This is a genomic window from Gemmatimonadota bacterium (assembly GCA_016704275.1).
Taxonomy (GTDB): Bacteria; Gemmatimonadota; Gemmatimonadetes; order Gemmatimonadales; family GWC2-71-9; genus Palsa-1233.
Genome location: JADJAK010000006.1, coordinates 294892 through 309852, shown reverse-complemented (window position 1 = coordinate 309852; position 14961 = coordinate 294892). Strand labels below are relative to the sequence as shown.

The 14961-nt window shown below is 66.3% G+C and carries 16 protein-coding genes and 1 pseudogene; 13 read left to right on the top strand and 4 right to left on the bottom strand.

Annotation, left to right across the window (positions count from 1 at the left end):
* The first annotated feature begins 73 nt into the window (after nucleotides 1-73).
* The 4 genes from IPG05_14210 (at nucleotide 74) to IPG05_14195 (ending at nucleotide 3162) form a co-directional block, all read left to right on the top strand.
* A complete protein-coding gene (locus IPG05_14210; GenBank protein MBK6496229.1) occupies nucleotides 74-1573 on the top strand; it encodes a sulfatase in 1500 nt (499 codons plus the stop codon).
* Between the two features lie 152 nt (nucleotides 1574-1725).
* The gene (locus IPG05_14205; GenBank protein MBK6496228.1) at nucleotides 1726-2028 is read left to right on the top strand and encodes a helix-hairpin-helix domain-containing protein; all 303 of its coding nucleotides are present in this window, start codon (nucleotides 1726-1728) and stop codon (nucleotides 2026-2028) included.
* Nucleotides 1949-2677, top strand: coding sequence for a cation transporter (locus IPG05_14200; protein MBK6496227.1), 729 nt, complete (start codon nucleotides 1949-1951; stop codon nucleotides 2675-2677). Before IPG05_14205 ends, IPG05_14200 begins: the two co-directional genes overlap by 80 nt.
* Before the next feature lie 95 nt (nucleotides 2678-2772).
* Complete coding sequence (locus IPG05_14195; protein MBK6496226.1) at nucleotides 2773-3162, top strand: nuclear transport factor 2 family protein; 390 nt, start codon at nucleotides 2773-2775, stop codon at nucleotides 3160-3162.
* 17 nt (nucleotides 3163-3179) lie between these two features.
* Here the strand turns inward: IPG05_14195 and IPG05_14190 are convergent, their stop codons facing one another.
* Nucleotides 3180-4517, bottom strand: a complete 1338-nt coding sequence (locus IPG05_14190) for an APC family permease (protein ID MBK6496225.1) — start codon at nucleotides 4515-4517, stop codon at nucleotides 3180-3182.
* 269 nt (nucleotides 4518-4786) lie between these two features.
* Here IPG05_14190 and IPG05_14185 point away from each other — a divergent pair, with 269 nt between their 5' ends.
* The 4 genes and pseudogenes from IPG05_14185 to IPG05_14170 all read left to right on the top strand — a co-directional run bounded on the left by IPG05_14185 (nucleotide 4787) and on the right by IPG05_14170 (nucleotide 8449).
* Nucleotides 4787-6019, top strand: coding sequence for a sialate O-acetylesterase (locus tag IPG05_14185; protein MBK6496224.1), 1233 nt, complete (start codon nucleotides 4787-4789; stop codon nucleotides 6017-6019).
* Nucleotides 5937-6248, top strand: coding sequence for a hypothetical protein (locus IPG05_14180; protein ID MBK6496223.1), 312 nt, complete (start codon nucleotides 5937-5939; stop codon nucleotides 6246-6248). Before IPG05_14185 ends, IPG05_14180 begins: the two co-directional genes overlap by 83 nt.
* Before the next feature lie 28 nt (nucleotides 6249-6276).
* On the top strand, nucleotides 6277-6837 hold the full coding sequence (locus IPG05_14175; GenBank protein MBK6496222.1) for a dihydrofolate reductase family protein: 561 nt from the start codon (nucleotides 6277-6279) through the stop codon (nucleotides 6835-6837).
* Between the two features lie 377 nt (nucleotides 6838-7214).
* A pseudogene (locus tag IPG05_14170) lies at nucleotides 7215-8449 on the top strand (amidohydrolase family protein).
* A 57-nt stretch (nucleotides 8450-8506) separates the two neighbouring features.
* Here IPG05_14170 and IPG05_14165 read toward each other — a convergent pair.
* The 3 genes from IPG05_14165 to IPG05_14155 form a co-directional block, all read right to left on the bottom strand.
* A complete protein-coding gene (locus IPG05_14165; GenBank protein MBK6496221.1) occupies nucleotides 8507-9004 on the bottom strand; it encodes an SRPBCC family protein in 498 nt (165 codons plus the stop codon).
* A gap of 44 nt (nucleotides 9005-9048) precedes the next feature.
* Nucleotides 9049-9402 carry a winged helix-turn-helix transcriptional regulator gene (locus IPG05_14160; protein MBK6496220.1) on the bottom strand — a complete coding sequence of 118 codons (354 nt, stop codon included), beginning with the start codon at nucleotides 9400-9402 and terminating at the stop codon, nucleotides 9049-9051.
* 127 nt (nucleotides 9403-9529) lie between these two features.
* The gene (locus IPG05_14155; GenBank protein MBK6496219.1) at nucleotides 9530-10339 is read right to left on the bottom strand and encodes a hypothetical protein; all 810 of its coding nucleotides are present in this window, start codon (nucleotides 10337-10339) and stop codon (nucleotides 9530-9532) included.
* Nucleotides 10340-10549: 210 nt separating this feature from the next.
* On the opposite strand from IPG05_14155, the gene IPG05_14150 reads away from it, so the two are divergent.
* From IPG05_14150 to IPG05_14130, 5 genes are all read left to right on the top strand, one after another.
* Nucleotides 10550-12310: a serine hydrolase gene (locus tag IPG05_14150; GenBank protein MBK6496218.1), complete on the top strand. Its 1761-nt coding sequence runs from the start codon at nucleotides 10550-10552 to the stop codon at nucleotides 12308-12310.
* 20 nt (nucleotides 12311-12330) lie between these two features.
* Entirely contained in the window at nucleotides 12331-12936 is a 606-nt protein-coding gene (locus IPG05_14145) for a class I SAM-dependent methyltransferase (protein MBK6496217.1), read from the top strand.
* Between the two features lie 79 nt (nucleotides 12937-13015).
* The gene (locus tag IPG05_14140; GenBank protein MBK6496216.1) at nucleotides 13016-13933 is read left to right on the top strand and encodes a hypothetical protein; all 918 of its coding nucleotides are present in this window, start codon (nucleotides 13016-13018) and stop codon (nucleotides 13931-13933) included.
* A 31-nt stretch (nucleotides 13934-13964) separates the two neighbouring features.
* A complete protein-coding gene (locus IPG05_14135; GenBank protein MBK6496215.1) occupies nucleotides 13965-14705 on the top strand; it encodes an alkaline phosphatase family protein in 741 nt (246 codons plus the stop codon).
* The gene (locus tag IPG05_14130; GenBank protein MBK6496214.1) at nucleotides 14702-14950 is read left to right on the top strand and encodes a hypothetical protein; all 249 of its coding nucleotides are present in this window, start codon (nucleotides 14702-14704) and stop codon (nucleotides 14948-14950) included. Before IPG05_14135 ends, IPG05_14130 begins: the two co-directional genes overlap by 4 nt.
* The last annotated feature ends 11 nt before the right edge of the window (nucleotides 14951-14961 follow it).

Genomic DNA, 14961 nt, shown 5'->3' with positions numbered 1-14961 from the left:
ACTCGTACAAGGAGGATGGATGAGATCGCTCGCTGCAGGGCTCCTTATTGCCGTCGCCCTCCTGCCGACGAACATGTCGGCCCAGGCCGGGCGGGCCGGTCGGCCCAACATCATCTACATCATGAGTGACGACCACGCGGCGCACGCGATCGGCGCGTACGGGTCGCGCGTGAACGAGACGCCCAACCTGGACCGGCTCGCGCGCGAGGGCGCGCTGCTGACGAGCGCCTTTGCCACCAATGCGATCTGCACACCGAGCCGTGCCGCGATTCTGACCGGTCAGTACGCGCACATCAACGGCGTGACGATGTTCAATCGATTCGATGGTTCGCGCATGACCGTCGCGCGGTTGCTGCAGCAGAGCGGCTATCACACCGGCATGGTCGGCAAGTGGCATCTCGGGAGCGACCCCGTGGGCTTCGACCGATGGGAGATCCTCCCCGGGCAGGGGGTGTACCACGACCCCCTGTTCTATACCGCGACCGGCGAAAAGACGTACACGGGACGGTACGTGACCGATGTCATTACCGACTTGGCGCTTGATTTCCTGGCAACCCGTCCGCGCGACAAGCCGTTCTTCCTGATGCTGCACCACAAGGCCCCTCACCGGCCATGGGAGCCAACGGAACCCCACGCCGCACACTTCGCGGCGCAGCACATTCCTGAACCGCTCACGTTCTGGGATTCGTACGCGACGCGCACGGATGCGCTTCACGAGAACCAGCAGCGCGTCGGTGCCGACCTGACCAATCGCGACTTGAAGCGGGCGCCGCCGACTGGCCTCGAGGGGCCGCAGCTCGCGAAGTGGCGACAGACCAAGCCGGACACGGTGACCATCATGCGCGGCGGCAACCCCGTCACCCTGACCGGGGAAGCGCTCGTGCGGTGGAAATATCAGCGGTACATGCAGGACTACCTGGCGACCATTCAGTCGGTGGACGAGAGCGTCGGCCACGTGCTGGCGTACCTGGCCAAGGCGGGCCTCTCGCGCAACACCCTGGTCGTCTATACCAGCGACCAAGGGTTCTTTCTTGGCGATCACGGCCTCTTTGACAAGCGCTTCATGTACGAAGAGTCGATCCGGATGCCCTTCCTCGTGCGCTGGCCGGCTGGCATCAGGCCGGGCACCAGGAGCGACGCCATCGCCCTGAACGTTGACTTCGCGCCCACCTTCCTGGAGGTCGCCGGCCTCCCGACGCCAGCCGACATGCAAGGACGAAGCCTGCTGCCGCTCCTGCGAGGCCGCCCGCCAGCGGATTGGCGCACGGCGATGTATTACCGCTACTACCACGACCCCGGTGACCACAATACGAGGGCGCACTACGGCGTCCGCACGCGCACGCACAAGCTGATCTATTTCTGGAAGAAGGATCAGTGGGAACTCTTCGACTTGGTGAACGATCCGTACGAGGTCCACAATCTGTACGGCCAGCCTGGTCAAGCGGCCCTGACCGCAACCCTGAAGGCTGAGCTCGCGAGACTGAAGCGGGACATGCGCGACACCGACCAGTTGGCCGACGAGCAATTGCCGAATGGCGTGGACGGCCCGGTGGCGCGGTTACGGGGGAAGTGACGAACGCGACGATTCCCGCGACGTCGTCCAAGGCCTGAGCCGGCGAACGGGGAGGACCCGGCGCTATCCGCGGCTTCCGGGAGTTGCTAGACGGCGGTAGCCTTCGTGGGGATTGGGCAGCGCGATTCCATGTAGACCCTTGGGTGGCCAGAATGAATCCAGCGAAAGTCGTCCGGAGCAACGTGGTCACACTCACTGACCTCCCCAATGTCGGTAAGGCCACTGCCGGCGATTTACGACTGCTGGGCATCAAGCATCCACGTGACCTGCAGGGGCGCGACCCCTACGACATGTTCGATCAGCTCTGTGCGATCACCCGATCGAATCAGGATCCGTGCGTCATCGATGTGTTCCTCTCGGTGACCGCATTCATCAATGGCGGCGAGCCGAAACCGTGGTGGTCGTTCACGGCGGAGCGGAAGGCGGTGGGGCGGCAGAGAGTGCAGGCGAAGTAGCGCGGTGTTCCACGCTCGGCGTCAGCCGGAGGACAGTGCATTGATTTCATACGAGCAAGCGGGGCGACGGGCGTTGGTCCTTCTGCTCGCCTTGAACGGCATCATGTTTGTCGTGGAGATTGTCATCGGCTGGCGCGCCGAATCCATGGGGCTCGTCGCGGATGGGCTCGACATGGGCGCAGATGCCGCCGTGTATCTGTTGGCGCTGCTGGCGATCGGGGCGCGGGACGGCCGGAAGCTCGCCGCCGCGCGATTTGCCGGCCACGTACAACTGTTGCTGGCCGTCGTCGCGATCCTGGAAATTGGCCGCCGCGCGCTCCTGGGGAGTGCTCCCGAAGCCCCCACGATGATCGGCATTTCCGCTGCTGCCCTCGTGGTGAATGTGGCCTGCCTCACCGTGCTTCGCCGCTACCGCGACGGTGAGGTGCACCTTCGGGCGGCATGGATCTTTTCAGCGACCGATGTCCAGGCAAACCTCGGGGTGCTGGTAGCCGGTGTCCTCGTCGGAGCCCTGAAATCGCCAATCCCAGATCTGGTGATCGGACTCGTTGTCTGCTGGCTCGTGCTCCGTGGTGCACTCCGCATCAGACGTCAGGTTGCGGCGGCGGAAGCCAGCGCGCTGCAGCTGGTCGCCTCGCACCCCAGCTAACACGCCCTCGTTGCGCTCGGGGCCGGACGCCTCGGCCCCGAAGCGCACGACCTCCGACCGCTTTCGACCCAGCCGACCTGTCCCTACCTTTTGGCATGCCGCCTCTTCCGTCTGACATCCTTGCCGCAATCCACGGCTGGGATCACGCGATGCTGACCAATGACGCTGACGCCATTGGCCGCTTCATGGCTCCCGACTGGGTCATCATCGGGACGGATGGGAGCGTGGATGGGCGGGAGCGGTTCCTGAGCTTGATTCGGTCAGGCGATCTGACCCACGACGTCATGGAGTCCAGGGATATCCAGGTCAGGCTGTTTGGTGATGTCGCCTTCGCCGTGGCCGAAGGAACCTCGGGTGGACAGTTTCGTGGCCAGCCCTTTCGCCTGGTGGAGCGCGTCTCCTGCCTCTTCCATTGGAGCAACGGCGGATGGCTCTGCCATTCCACACACCTGTCGCTGATCCGAGCAGTCCCCGCCGAGGCATAGCGACGAGGAGCAAGGCATCATGCAGGCGGCCGCGGTTCCAGCCTTGTGCTCCCCCACCAGAGCAGCAGACCGATCGCCAGCACGACGAGAAACTGGATCATCTCGCCGATCGGTCGTGCCAGGAGGAGCACGGCGCACATGCCCACACACAGGGCGGATACCCCTCTGCCTGCCGGAACGCGGAACACCGTCGCGGCCGAATCGTCGGATCGCCGCAGGACGGGGAGCGCCGCACAGGTGACCAGGTAGATGATGACGCGCAGGCCGACGGTGATGGTCAGTGCCGATGTGAAGGTCGTCATCAGCGTGAACAGGAGCATGCCGCCGGCCGACACGAGGATGCCGAGGAATGGTGTCTGGTACTTCGGATGCACGGCGGCGATGGCAGGCCACAGCTGCCCTCGCTCGGCCATCGCAAAGGGCATCCGACCCGCGGCGAGGATGATGGCGTGGGCCACGCCGAGCGTCGAGACCAGCGCGCCGACGACCATGACGGCAGCCCCGACGGGTCCGAACAGCCGTGCTGCCGCATCGGCGAGCGGTCGTGCGGAGGTCCCCAGGTCGGGTAACGTCCCCACCGCCACTACCTGGACCCCCACGTACACCGTGGCGACCACCGCCAGGCCTGCCAGGAGGGCGAATGGAATGGTCCTCACCGGGTCGCGTACTTCGCCCGCAGGTACCCCCAGAGTCTCGAAGCCGCTGAAGGCGTAGATGGCGAGGAACACCGTGCTGGCCATCGCGGCCATCCCGGGGGCCGTACCACCGCCGCCAGCCGCCATCGATCCGGTGGCGCGGAAGAGATCGACGTCGAGGTAGAAACTGCCGACCACGATGAAGAGCGCGAGCGGAGCGAGCTTGCCGATCGTGAGCGCGGTGTTCACGAGGGCGGCGCGTCGAATCCCCAGCACATTGACCATCGCCAGCACGACGACGACCGCGAGGATGACCGCGGCACGCCACACGCCCGTGGTGATGCCGGGCACGAACCACCCGGCGTAGTTCACCATCAGATTGGTCACCGCGGCGAAGCCGCCGAGTTGGGTGACCCACATGAGCCATCCCACTTCGAAGCCGACGACCGGCCCGAAGGCACGATAGGCGTACAGGTACGGGCCGCCCGTGTCGCTGAATCGGCTGCCGACCTCGGCAAAGCAGAGGGTGATCAGAGAGACCGCCAGGGCTGCACACACCATGGCGGCCACGCTGTATGGTCCGACCCCCGCGTAGAGAACGGCCGGAATCCCGAAGATGCCCGCCCCGATGACTCGGTTGACGGCGAAGGCAGAGAGGTCACGACGACCCAGCGCACGGTCGAGGGCAGGCTCGGCGGGTGTGACGGATGGAATCGGCATGAGGCGGGCAATTCCTCCTTCCTGGGTGTCCCGGGAATGACCAGCGTGCCGGCATGCCACGCGACCTGCTGCCGCGAAGCAATGATTGCCTGACGGCCGCACGAACGGTAGACAGCGACGAGCCCCGCCGCCGGGTCGGTGGGTCTCGTCCCGAGGGGGTGGGTGGCGGCTGGCGCACGCGGATGCCGGTGGTAGCTTTCGCTTCGCGGTCGCCTGCCCCGTGCGCCTTCAGCGCTGGCACGCACCCTCACACCGCGGAGCCAGCCCTCATGAAACGTCTCCTCCTGCTGTCAGTCGCCCTGCTCCTCCCGAGCACCGCCTCGGCGGATGTGCGGCTTCCCGCGATCATTGCCGACGGGATGGTGCTCCAGCGCAATGCGCCGTTGCGATTTTGGGGTTGGGCCGAGGACGGCGAGACGGTGACGGTCGAGTTTCTTGGTCAGAAGCGCACCGTGACCGCCACACGGGGCGCGTGGGAGGTGACGCTCAAGCCGGTCACGACCGCCGGGGGCCCATTCCGCCTGGTGATCGCCGGGAAGAACCGGATTGAGTTCTCGGACATCCTCGTGGGTGAGGTCTGGCTGTTGTCGGGGCAGAGCAACATGGAATGGAGCCTCAAGAATTCCTTCCAGTCCGCCGACGCGATCGCCACGTCGGCCAATCCGAACATTCGACTCTTCATGGTGCGCAACAGCAGGTCCGACGAGCCCACGAACGACGTCGAGGTGCAGCAGCCCTGGGGCGCTGCCTCTCCCGAGACGACCGCGGGGTTTTCGGCGGTGGGCTACTTCTTCGGGCGAGCGCTCAACGCCAAACTGGGGATTCCCGTCGGCCTGATCTCCGCGGATTGGGGTGGCACGCCCGCCGAGGCCTGGACACCGGAGCCACGGCTGCGCAGCAGCGCGTCACTCCAGTCGATCATCGACAACTATGCCGCCGCCACGCCAGGCTACGAGGAACGGCTCAAGAGCTGGCAGGAGGCGTCCGACAAGGCCAAGCGGGATGGCACCAGTGTCCCCGGCCGCCCGAATCGCTGGCGCTACAGCGAGCTCTACAATGCGATGATCGCCCCGCTCACCCGCTTCCCGATCAAGGGTGCGCTGTGGTATCAGGGCGAGTCGAATGCATCGCGCGCGATGCAGTACCGTGAGTTGTTTCCCGCGATGATCGACGCCTGGCGAGCACAGTGGGGTATCAAAGACTTTCCATTCTTGTTGGTTCAGCTTGCTCCGTTTCAAGGAAGTGGGTCCGACAAGCTGGAGTACGCGGAGCTCCGCGAGGCGCAGGAGATTGCCACGCAGCGGCTCAAGAACGTGGGGATGGTGGTGATCACCGACGTTGGTGAGGAGAAGGACATCCACCCCAAGAAGAAGCAGCCCGTCGGAGAACGACTGGCCCTGCAGGCTCGGAAGCTTGCGTATGGCGAAAGGGATCTGGTCGCGGTCGGCCCCACCCCTCACGCACGCGCGCTTCGAGGGTGCCAAGGCCGTCCTCACCTTTGACCATGTCGGCTCCGGACTGGTATCCGGTCCCGAGGGCAAGCTTGTCGGCTTCACCATCGCCGGTGACGATGGCGTCTTCGCGGTCGCCGACGCGGTCATCGAGGGGAGAGGCCGCGTCGTGGTCAGCGCCGCCGCGGTCGCACGACCCCGCGCCGTGCGCTATGGCTTCCTGAACTTTCCCGTGGTCAAGCGCTGGAACAAGGAAGGCCTCCGCGCAGCCCCCTTCTGAACCGACATCCCCAAGTGAGACGCGCCGCATGGGAATTCTGACCTTCAGCCTCAACCTGACCCTGGACGGCTGTGTCGACCACCGGGAAGGGATCGCCGACGACGAGACCCACGCCTTCTTTACCCGCCTCATGGATGAGGGCGGGGCGATGCTGTGGGGCCGCGTCACCTATGAGATGATGGAGAGCTTTTGGCCGGCGGTGGCCCGCGGCGACGTCGAGGCGCCGTCCGCGTTGCGCGACTGGGCGGTGAGCCTGGAGGCCAAGCCGAAGTATGTCGTGTCGTCGACACGAACGCACTTCCCGTGGACCAACAGCCACCACATGTCCGGCGATCTGCGCACGAGCGTGCAGCAGTTGAAGGACGCGACCCCGGCCGGCGTGCTCCTCGGGAGCGGCAACCTCGCGACCCAGCTGGACCGGCTCGATCTGATCGACGAGTACATCTTCCTGGTCCACCCCAGGATCGCCGGCCACGGCCCGACCCTGTTCCAGGACGGGCTGCCCAGCACGCGACGCCTCGACCTGGTCTCGGCGACGCCGTTCCGGAACGGCGTGGTCGCCATGCACTACCGGCGTGCGGGCGACTGAGAACGCGCATCTCCATTCCGAACAAGGCAACGCGGATGAAGCTCAACAATTTCAGGAGCACAAGGGGCAGGCTGCGCCGCGCGTTCCTGCTGGCCACGTGTTGCGTGCCGGTGTGGGTCGTGGCCGTCGATGCCCAATCGCGCCCGCCTGTCTCGCGCTCGACCCCGACCGGAGCGGCCCGGCGCGAGCCAGGGTCGCCCGCGCTCGCCCTCACCCACGTCTCCGTGGTCAACGTCGAGAGCGGGCAGGTGTCTCACGACTACACGGTCGTGATCGCTGGTACGCGCATCGTAGCAGTGGGTCCGCGCGCGCGCATTCCAGTCGGAGCCCGCGTCATCAATGCGAGCGGCAAGGTCCTGATTCCCGGCCTCTGGGACATGCACAGCCATTCGTTGGACCGGTGGGAGTGGTCGTCCTTGCTCAACGTGGCCAACGGCGTGACCGGGTTTCGTGATCCCGGGGCCGTGAAGCCCACGGATGAGATTGTTCGACTGCGCCGCTCCGTGGGAGCAGGACACACCTTCGGGCCGCGGTTTGTCGCGAGTGGTACGATCATCGACGGGTCACCCAAGTCCCGGGCGACCTACGTGGCCATCGACAGCCCGCTGGCGATGCGCGTCGAGATGCAGCAACGTCAGCGCGCGGGGCTCGACTTCATCAAGGTGTACACGCGGCTCTCTCGCGACGTGTTCCTCGCCGCAGCGGACGAAGCAAAACGGCTCGGCATCCCCTTGACGGGGCACGTGCCGCTGGCGATCACGGCGGCAGAGGCTTCGGACGCGGGCATGAGGAGCATCGAGCATTCGTACCGGCATCGCATGGCGTGCGCGACGGCGGAGGACGAGATCCGACGGCTGCTCCGGGATCTGATCGCGATCGGGGTGGCGGGGGACGACCAGCGCTACGCGGCCACCGAAGACTCCGCATTCGTGCTGGGGCTGAACACGTACAGCCCTGAGCGCTGCCGGCAATTGGGCGAGCGCTTTGCCCGGAATGGCACCTGGTTCGTGCCAACGCTCGTGGAGATGCAGACACGGTTCGTGTCGGAGTATCCGTTGAGCGACGAGTTCAAGAATCGCTTCAAGGATCCGCGGTTGCGTTACGTCGCTCCGGAGCGCGTGCTCGAGTGGCGGACCGCCATGACGCTCGACGCGGGAATCGTGCAAGGACAGTTCAGCTATGGGCCACGCGGGCCCGATAGCCTCCTCGCCGAGCGTGCGCGCGAGGTGGCGAACCGTCTGCGAATGCCTGCCGACCTGCAGCGCGGCGGTGCGCTGTTGCTGGCTGGTACGGACGTCGACAACCGGTTCCCGTTTCTGTTTTCGGGTTCAGCCTGCACGATGAACTCGCGTTGCTGGTCAAGGGTGGCTTGACCCCGTTGGCCGCACTGCAGAGCGCGACCATCAATCCGGCGCGATTTCTTGGACGCGAGCAGGAGTTGGGGACCGTGGCCGAAGGCAATCTGGCCGACCTGGTCCTCCTTGATGCGAATCCGCTCGACAACATTGGCAATACGCGACGCATCGCGGCAGTGGTACTGAACGGGCGCTATCTCTCACGTGCAGAGCTGGACAGGCTGCTCGATCGCGCCGCCGCAATCGTCAAGCGGTAGCGCGGCAGCAGTGTCACAGGGGTGGTGTTTGGCCGGATAGCCAATCGCACGCCTCCTTCACGCCGCTCCCAAGCAGAGTTCATCGAGGCGGGTGTAGCTATGCTCCATGCCCTCGGCCATGCCGGTGGAGACCGCGTCCTCGCGCGCTTCCTTCGAGGCGAACGTCATGGTGCAGAGAAGCGTCGTGATGCCGTTGTCTTCACGGAGTGCCAGTGACACGATGCAGGGATCGCCAACGGGCATGGCGAAGCCCGCATTCCCCGGATCGAAGAACTGTTCGTGGACGAGCGTGGACGGTTCGTCGACGGCGGTGAAGGTGCCGAAGAAGCCGAACTGTTGGCCGTCCTCGAGGTTTCTCCACAGCCACTTGTAGCTGCCGCCGACACGGACATCCATGTCGCACACCGGCATGTCCCAGCCGTCATAGCCCTGCCATTGCCGCACGAGGTCTGGCCTGACATGCGCATCCCACACCAATTGGCGGGGCGCATTGAACGTGCGTGTGACGCACACGTCCCGATCATTCGGCAAGGTCACTTCGGCGGGCTTGGGCATCGGCTTCTCCTGGGTACGTAGTCGTGATGGCGCGCCGACCTGGGCTACCTGGTGGTCTTGCGCTTGGACGGCGGGGCCTGAAGCACCTCCAGCAGCGTATCGAGCCGCTGGTAGTTCTGTTCGAAGATCTCGCGGTACCGCTCGATCCAATCGACGGCCTCTGCCAGTCGCTTCGGTTCCAGCTTGCGGGGACGCCGCTGAGCATCGACGCCGATCGAGATGAGGCCGGCGCGCTCCAGCACTTTCAGGTGCTTGGAAATGGCCGGCTGGCTCATCGCGAACGGCTTGGCGAGTTCCGTCACGGTGGCCTCACCCGTCGCCAGGCGCGCCAGGATGGCGCGGCGCGTGGGGTCGGCCAGGGCGGCGAAGGTGAGGTCGAGGTATTCCGAAGCGTACATAACCACCTCTTTCCATAAGGATATGGTTATATACAATACCAAAACAGAGCCGTCAAGCCCATGGGCCAAGGCCCGTCAGGCCCGGCGTAGCTTCCGGGGCGCACCCGCTACTTGCCACACTCCTTCACTATCCTCGCCACCACCGCCGCCGGGTTGCCGAGCGAGGCGGCCGTCTTGATGGCCAGGCCGGTCGCGCGGAACACCGTCGGTGGCTCCCCGTGTCCGCTGTTCTGCACGATCGCGCTCTGGCGCAGGAAGTCGATCGTGACGATCGATCGGTAGGGATCGGCGAGGTTGTCGCCGATCTCACCCGCTGGTCGCGATAGTCGTACGGCGCATTGTTGTCATCGACGCGCACCATCACCATCCGCACGGGCTGCTGCTTCGCCGGCCCGAACAGCATCACGAACGCCCGGTGTCCCTCGGGAAGGTTCGGCACGGTGATCTTCCCGCAGGATGCATTCTCCTCCGTCGCCGCCACGATCGGCACCAGCGAATCCACGGGGACCGCCTTCACCATGATCGGCCCGGTCGGCGTCATGGCCCGCGGCGCTTCGCTCGGGGGCGGCGCGCTGGGCTTGCCCGTGGCCGAGGTGCGGAAGGAGTACGCCCAACTCCACCCCAGTTTCCGGTCGTCTCGCTCGACCCGGAAGGCCATCACGGTCTTTCCTGGATCGACGAGCAGCTTGGCAGGATAGGTGCCGCACACTTGAAGGGTGTTTTCGCAGCGGGAGATCGTCACCTCCGTGATGGTGATCGCGTACTCCAGGTCATTGCGGAAGTAAATCTTCCGCGCCGCCCCATCGGCTTCGAGGACGTCCCAGTACTGGTACGGCTGTCCCGGCACCGGCGGGCGCGACTGGGCGGCGAGCGGATTGGCGGTCATGGTCCAGCATGCGGCAAGCACTGCCAGGGCGGCCACGCGGTACCGAAGCATCGGGATTCTCTGAAAGGGATCTGGTCAAATTCGCACCGGACGCGCCACCGGGCAACCGGTGGCGCACAGCCGGGACGGGCGCTCGCAATTGCCTTGGTTCGCTCGGCGCTCGTATCCTTCGCCGGGAGCTGAATCCAAGCGTCTCGCCGCACGCCACTCCCGACGCGTGGCGTCCCGCCCAACCGGCACTTGCCGCCAGCGAGGCCTGAATTGGCTACTCCAGGCTACCGACGCGACCGGCGCGTCGCGATCTGTGCCGGACTGGCGATCATCGCGACCACGACCGGTTGCTCCGCCGCGCCTGACTCGCGGAACTCGGTGCAGTCCGCGCAGGTCGACTCACTCTTTCGCAGCACGATCCGTCCGGACGCGCCGGGCTGTGCCGTCGGCGTCTACCGTAGCGGCGAGATCGTGCTCGCGCGCGGGTATGGGGTTGCGAGCATCGAGGACGGACGCCCGCTCACCTCGCGTTCGACGTTCAACCTGGGCTCCGCCTCGAAGCCGTTCACCGCACTTGCGGCGCTCATGCTGGTGGAGCGCGGCCAGCTCGCCCTGGACGACGACGTGCGTCGCTGGGTGCCGGAACTCCCAGACTATGGCCGCCCGATCCGCGTGTTCGATCTGTTGCAGCACACCAGTGGCCTCCGCGATTTCGGGACACTCGAGGTGCTTGCCGGACGAGACGTCACGACCCAGACGCAGTTCCTCCGCCTCATCGCGTCGCAACGTGGCCTGAACTTCGAGCCGGGAACGCGGCACGAGTACAGTCACACGGACTTCGGTGTACTCGGTCTGATCATCCAGCGCGTCGTCGGCGTTCCGTTCGGTCAACACATGCAGCAGGCGGTGTTCGCCCCCTTGGGAATGCATGCGAGTTTCGTTGACGACCGAAGCACTAACGCTTCGAGAGACCGGGCCTTCGGTCACTCCGTCTCGCTCGAGGGGCCGAGCGTCGAGTTCCCCACCTCGCAGACATTTGGTGGGGACAACGTCTATGCCTCGGTCGAAGATCTCGCCCGCTTTGACCGCAATTTCGACCGACCACTGGTGGGCGGAGAGGCGACGATCGCGCGCATGCTCAGCCGACCGGTGCTTCCGAGCGGCGACACCATCCCGTACGCCTATGGCCTCCGACTCGGCGTGTACCGGGGGCTCAAGACCATTTGGCGCCGTGGCCACCCCCCGGGCACGCACGCTGTGTTTTTGCGATTTCCGGAGCAGCGATTCACTGTCGCCACGCTCTGCAACTCCGACGATCTCGAGGCGCCGCGGTTGGCTGAGCGTGTGGCGGACATCTATCTCGGGGCTGCAATGAGTCCGGCGAGCAAACGCGCGCCAGCGCCCACCGCCGTCGTGTTGCCGCCCGACGCACTCGCGCGGTATGCCGGCACCTATCGGCCGATCGACGACCCGTGGGACGTGTGGCCCATCGAGGTGCGGCAGGGCGTCCTGGGGGAGGTCGTCTTCGACGATGCGACGGACGAAGTGTTCTATCCGATGACACCTGCCGGCGATGGTCGCTTCTTCGAGGTTGGGCGCACGGGCGTGGTGGGGCGATTTACGTTCCGGCCAACGGCTTCGGGCGGTCCCCTGCGGCTGGAGATGTCCTGGAACGACGAACCCATCGGCGCATCCGAGCGGGTCACGGATGCGGCAATCTGGCGACCGTCCGCCGTCGCCATCGCCGAGTATGCCGGGTTCTGGTCTTGCCCGGACCTCGATGCCGGATGGCAGCTTGAGGCTCGCGGTGCAAAGCTCTTATTGCGCCGGCCCGGTCAGGTTGACCTGACCCTCCGGCCAGTGGCCCGCGACCAATACCTGCGAGGCTTCGGGCCGGACGGCGCCGTGTCGGCGCGACTGCAGTTCCGTCGCGATCGCGCCGGCCGGGTGAGCGAACTGGTCGTGTCGACTCCGCCGGGCGAGGACTCGGTCCGCGACCTGCGCTGTACTCGGGCAGGTTCGAATTCTTGACCTCGTTTTCGAGCGCAGACATGGCACCAGACCAAGCACACCCCGATGACCGATCGAACGGCTGGGAAGACGTGGCCGCCACGTTCATGGCCGTGCGATCGCGCGCCGGGGTGGGCGCCGTCCGGGCGTGGGCGCGGTCAGTGCGGCCGGGGGGTGCCGTGCTCGACTTGGGGTGCGGAAGTGGCGTGCCGATCGCGGAGACATTGCTGACGTGTGGCTTCGACGTCCATGGCGTCGACGCCTCCCCAAGCCTGGTGGCGGGGTTTCGAGATCGATTCCCGCACGCGGCGGTCGTGTGCGAGGCCGTCGAGGACTCGACGTTCTTCAATCGGACCTTCGACGGGGTGGTGGCCATTGGGCTGCTCTTCCTGCTGTCGGAGTCCGCGCAACGGGACGTGATTCGCCGGGTCGCAGCGGCACTGCGACCCGGCGGGCAGTTCCTCTTCACCGCACCGGTGGAGCCGTGCCGTTGGACCGACTCGCTCACCGGCCGCGCGTCGCAGTCGCTGGGCGCCGAGGCGTATGGCGAGGCCCTCGCCGAGGTCGGTCTCAGTGTCGGTGCCACGGACGTTGATGAAGGCGGGAATCACTACTACGCGGCCATGCGTCCTCTCGGCACGCGCTGACGGCGCACCGCTTCGACGGGCTGGTATATTCGCCATGTCGCCATGTGGGCGCGATCGCACCACCAGTGGAGGCTCCGCCATGCAGCCACGATTCCGGCCAACCATCATCGTCGCCCTGCTCGCCACCCTCGGCGCCACGGCGACGCCAGACACGTTGTCGGCGCAGGCCCAGGGGTTGCGCGCCCTGGAAGGGGAATGGATCTACGTCGAGGACCGCACCGAGGGGCGCGCCCTCGAGCAACTCGGTCCGCCGATGAGCTCCACCTTCTCGATGCGCGTGGAGCAGGGCGCGGTCATCCTGGTGCGCGGCCATGGCTCCGGGCACACCAACGTGCGGGTTGCCCTCGACGGAGCCACCACCACCATCACGGAGCCGACGCAGGCGGTGCACTACCGCGGCGCGTCGAAGGACGATGCGTTCACCTATCAGGTGAACTTCGTCCGCAGCTCCACCAACACGCCCGACGGGCTGATTCGGCGCGAGTTCCGCATCACGCCCGAGGGGCTGCTCGTACGCGCCGCGTCCGCAGCGGCCGGCCCGTATGAATCGGTCGCGCTCTACCGCCACGCCGAAGACATCGCGATGCCCGCGCCGATCAAGGCCGCCATTGGCGACATGGCGTGGCTGGCCGGCCCATGGGTGGGGACGAGGAGCTCGGGGTCGTCGATCGAGGAGCGATGGAGCCCCGCACTGGGCGGTGCGATGCTCGCCACCTCGCGGACGGTCTCCCGCGGCAAGATGTCGGCGTTCGAGTACCTGCGCATCGTCGAGCGTGACAGCGGGCTGGTCTACATCGCCCAGCCCGGCGGCGCTCCGCCAACAGTGTTCGTGCTCACCGAGCTGACGAAGAGCCGCGCCGTCTTCGACAACCCGCGCAACGACTATCCGAAGCGGATCGTCTACGAGCTCTCGGCCGACGGAGCGCTGCGCGCCACGATCGGCTTCATGAAGGGTGGCACGCCCCGGCGCTTCGACTACACGCGTGAAGCCCGATAGGACCCGAACTCCTGAGGACCGCACCGGAACGATGCGCACACTTCTGCCATTCCTCCTCAGCCTCTCCCTGGTGTCGGCCTGCGGCCAGCCACTTGCCAGGACCGCGGCGGCGCCGCGCAAAGCGGTCTTCATCATCCTCGATGGCATCCCGGCCGATGTGATCGAACGGGTGGCCACGCCGTCGATCGATGCGATCGCGGCGGCCGGCGGCTATGCGCGCGCCCATGTCGGCGGCGAACTGGGTGGCCCCACCGAGACACCGACCATCTCGGCGCCCGGCTACATCAGCCTGCTGACGGCGACGTGGGCCAACAAGCACAACGTCCGCGGGAACAGCAAGCTGTCGCCCAACTACGACTACTGGAACATCTTCCGGATCGTCGAGTCGGTCGATCCCTCCCGCCAGACCGCGATCTTCTCCACCTGGCTCGACAACCGGACGGTGCTCCTCGGCGAAGGCCGCCCCGACGCAGGCAACTTCCGGCTCGATCATGCCGCCGACGGCTTCGAGCGGGACACCGTCGCCTTCCCGCACGATCCGGCGTCGAAATACATCCTGGCCATCGATGAACGCGTGGCACGGACGCCGCCGCGTACATCGCGGCGAAGGGTCCGGACCTTTCGTGGGTCTATCTCCAGCACACCGACGACGCCGCGCATGCCAACGGCGACGGCGAGGGGTTCGACACGGCGGTGCGGCAGGCGGATGCCCGGGTGGGGCGCATCTGGGAGGCGGTCAAGCAGCGTCAGGCGATGGGCGAAGAGTGGATGATCGTCGTGACCACCGACCACGGGCGCGATGCGCCAACGGGCAAGGGTCACGGTGGGCAGTCCGTCCGTGAGCGCACGACGTGGATCGTGACCAACCAGTCGGCGCTCGGTCCGCGCTTCACGAATGGAGCGCTGGCGATCGTGGACATCGCGCCCTCGATCCTGCAGTACCTGGGCATCTCCGCGCCGGCGGCGGTGGCAGGGCAGATGGAAGGCGTCTCCTTCCTGCGGCCGCGTGCACGCTGAGGCCAGCGCGC

Coding starts and splice junctions, on each gene's coding strand:
- IPG05_14200 (MBK6496227.1), top strand. CDS start 1,949: ATGGCGGCGAGCCGAAACCGTGGTGGTCGTTCACGGCGGAGCGGAAGG.
- IPG05_14130 (MBK6496214.1), top strand. CDS start 14,702: ATGATCGTCGTGACCACCGACCACGGGCGCGATGCGCCAACGGGCAAG.
- IPG05_14205 (MBK6496228.1), top strand. CDS start 1,726: ATGAATCCAGCGAAAGTCGTCCGGAGCAACGTGGTCACACTCACTGAC.
- IPG05_14160 (MBK6496220.1), bottom strand. CDS start 9,402: ATGTACGCTTCGGAATACCTCGACCTCACCTTCGCCGCCCTGGCCGAC.
- IPG05_14165 (MBK6496221.1), bottom strand. CDS start 9,004: ATGCCCAAGCCCGCCGAAGTGACCTTGCCGAATGATCGGGACGTGTGC.
- IPG05_14210 (MBK6496229.1), top strand. CDS start 74: ATGTCGGCCCAGGCCGGGCGGGCCGGTCGGCCCAACATCATCTACATC.
- IPG05_14185 (MBK6496224.1), top strand. CDS start 4,787: ATGAAACGTCTCCTCCTGCTGTCAGTCGCCCTGCTCCTCCCGAGCACC.
- IPG05_14195 (MBK6496226.1), top strand. CDS start 2,773: ATGCCGCCTCTTCCGTCTGACATCCTTGCCGCAATCCACGGCTGGGAT.
- IPG05_14175 (MBK6496222.1), top strand. CDS start 6,277: ATGGGAATTCTGACCTTCAGCCTCAACCTGACCCTGGACGGCTGTGTC.
- IPG05_14140 (MBK6496216.1), top strand. CDS start 13,016: ATGCAGCCACGATTCCGGCCAACCATCATCGTCGCCCTGCTCGCCACC.
- IPG05_14135 (MBK6496215.1), top strand. CDS start 13,965: ATGCGCACACTTCTGCCATTCCTCCTCAGCCTCTCCCTGGTGTCGGCC.
- IPG05_14190 (MBK6496225.1), bottom strand. CDS start 4,517: ATGCCGATTCCATCCGTCACACCCGCCGAGCCTGCCCTCGACCGTGCG.
- IPG05_14155 (MBK6496219.1), bottom strand. CDS start 10,339: ATGCTTCGGTACCGCGTGGCCGCCCTGGCAGTGCTTGCCGCATGCTGG.
- IPG05_14180 (MBK6496223.1), top strand. CDS start 5,937: ATGGCGAAAGGGATCTGGTCGCGGTCGGCCCCACCCCTCACGCACGCG.
- IPG05_14145 (MBK6496217.1), top strand. CDS start 12,331: ATGGCACCAGACCAAGCACACCCCGATGACCGATCGAACGGCTGGGAA.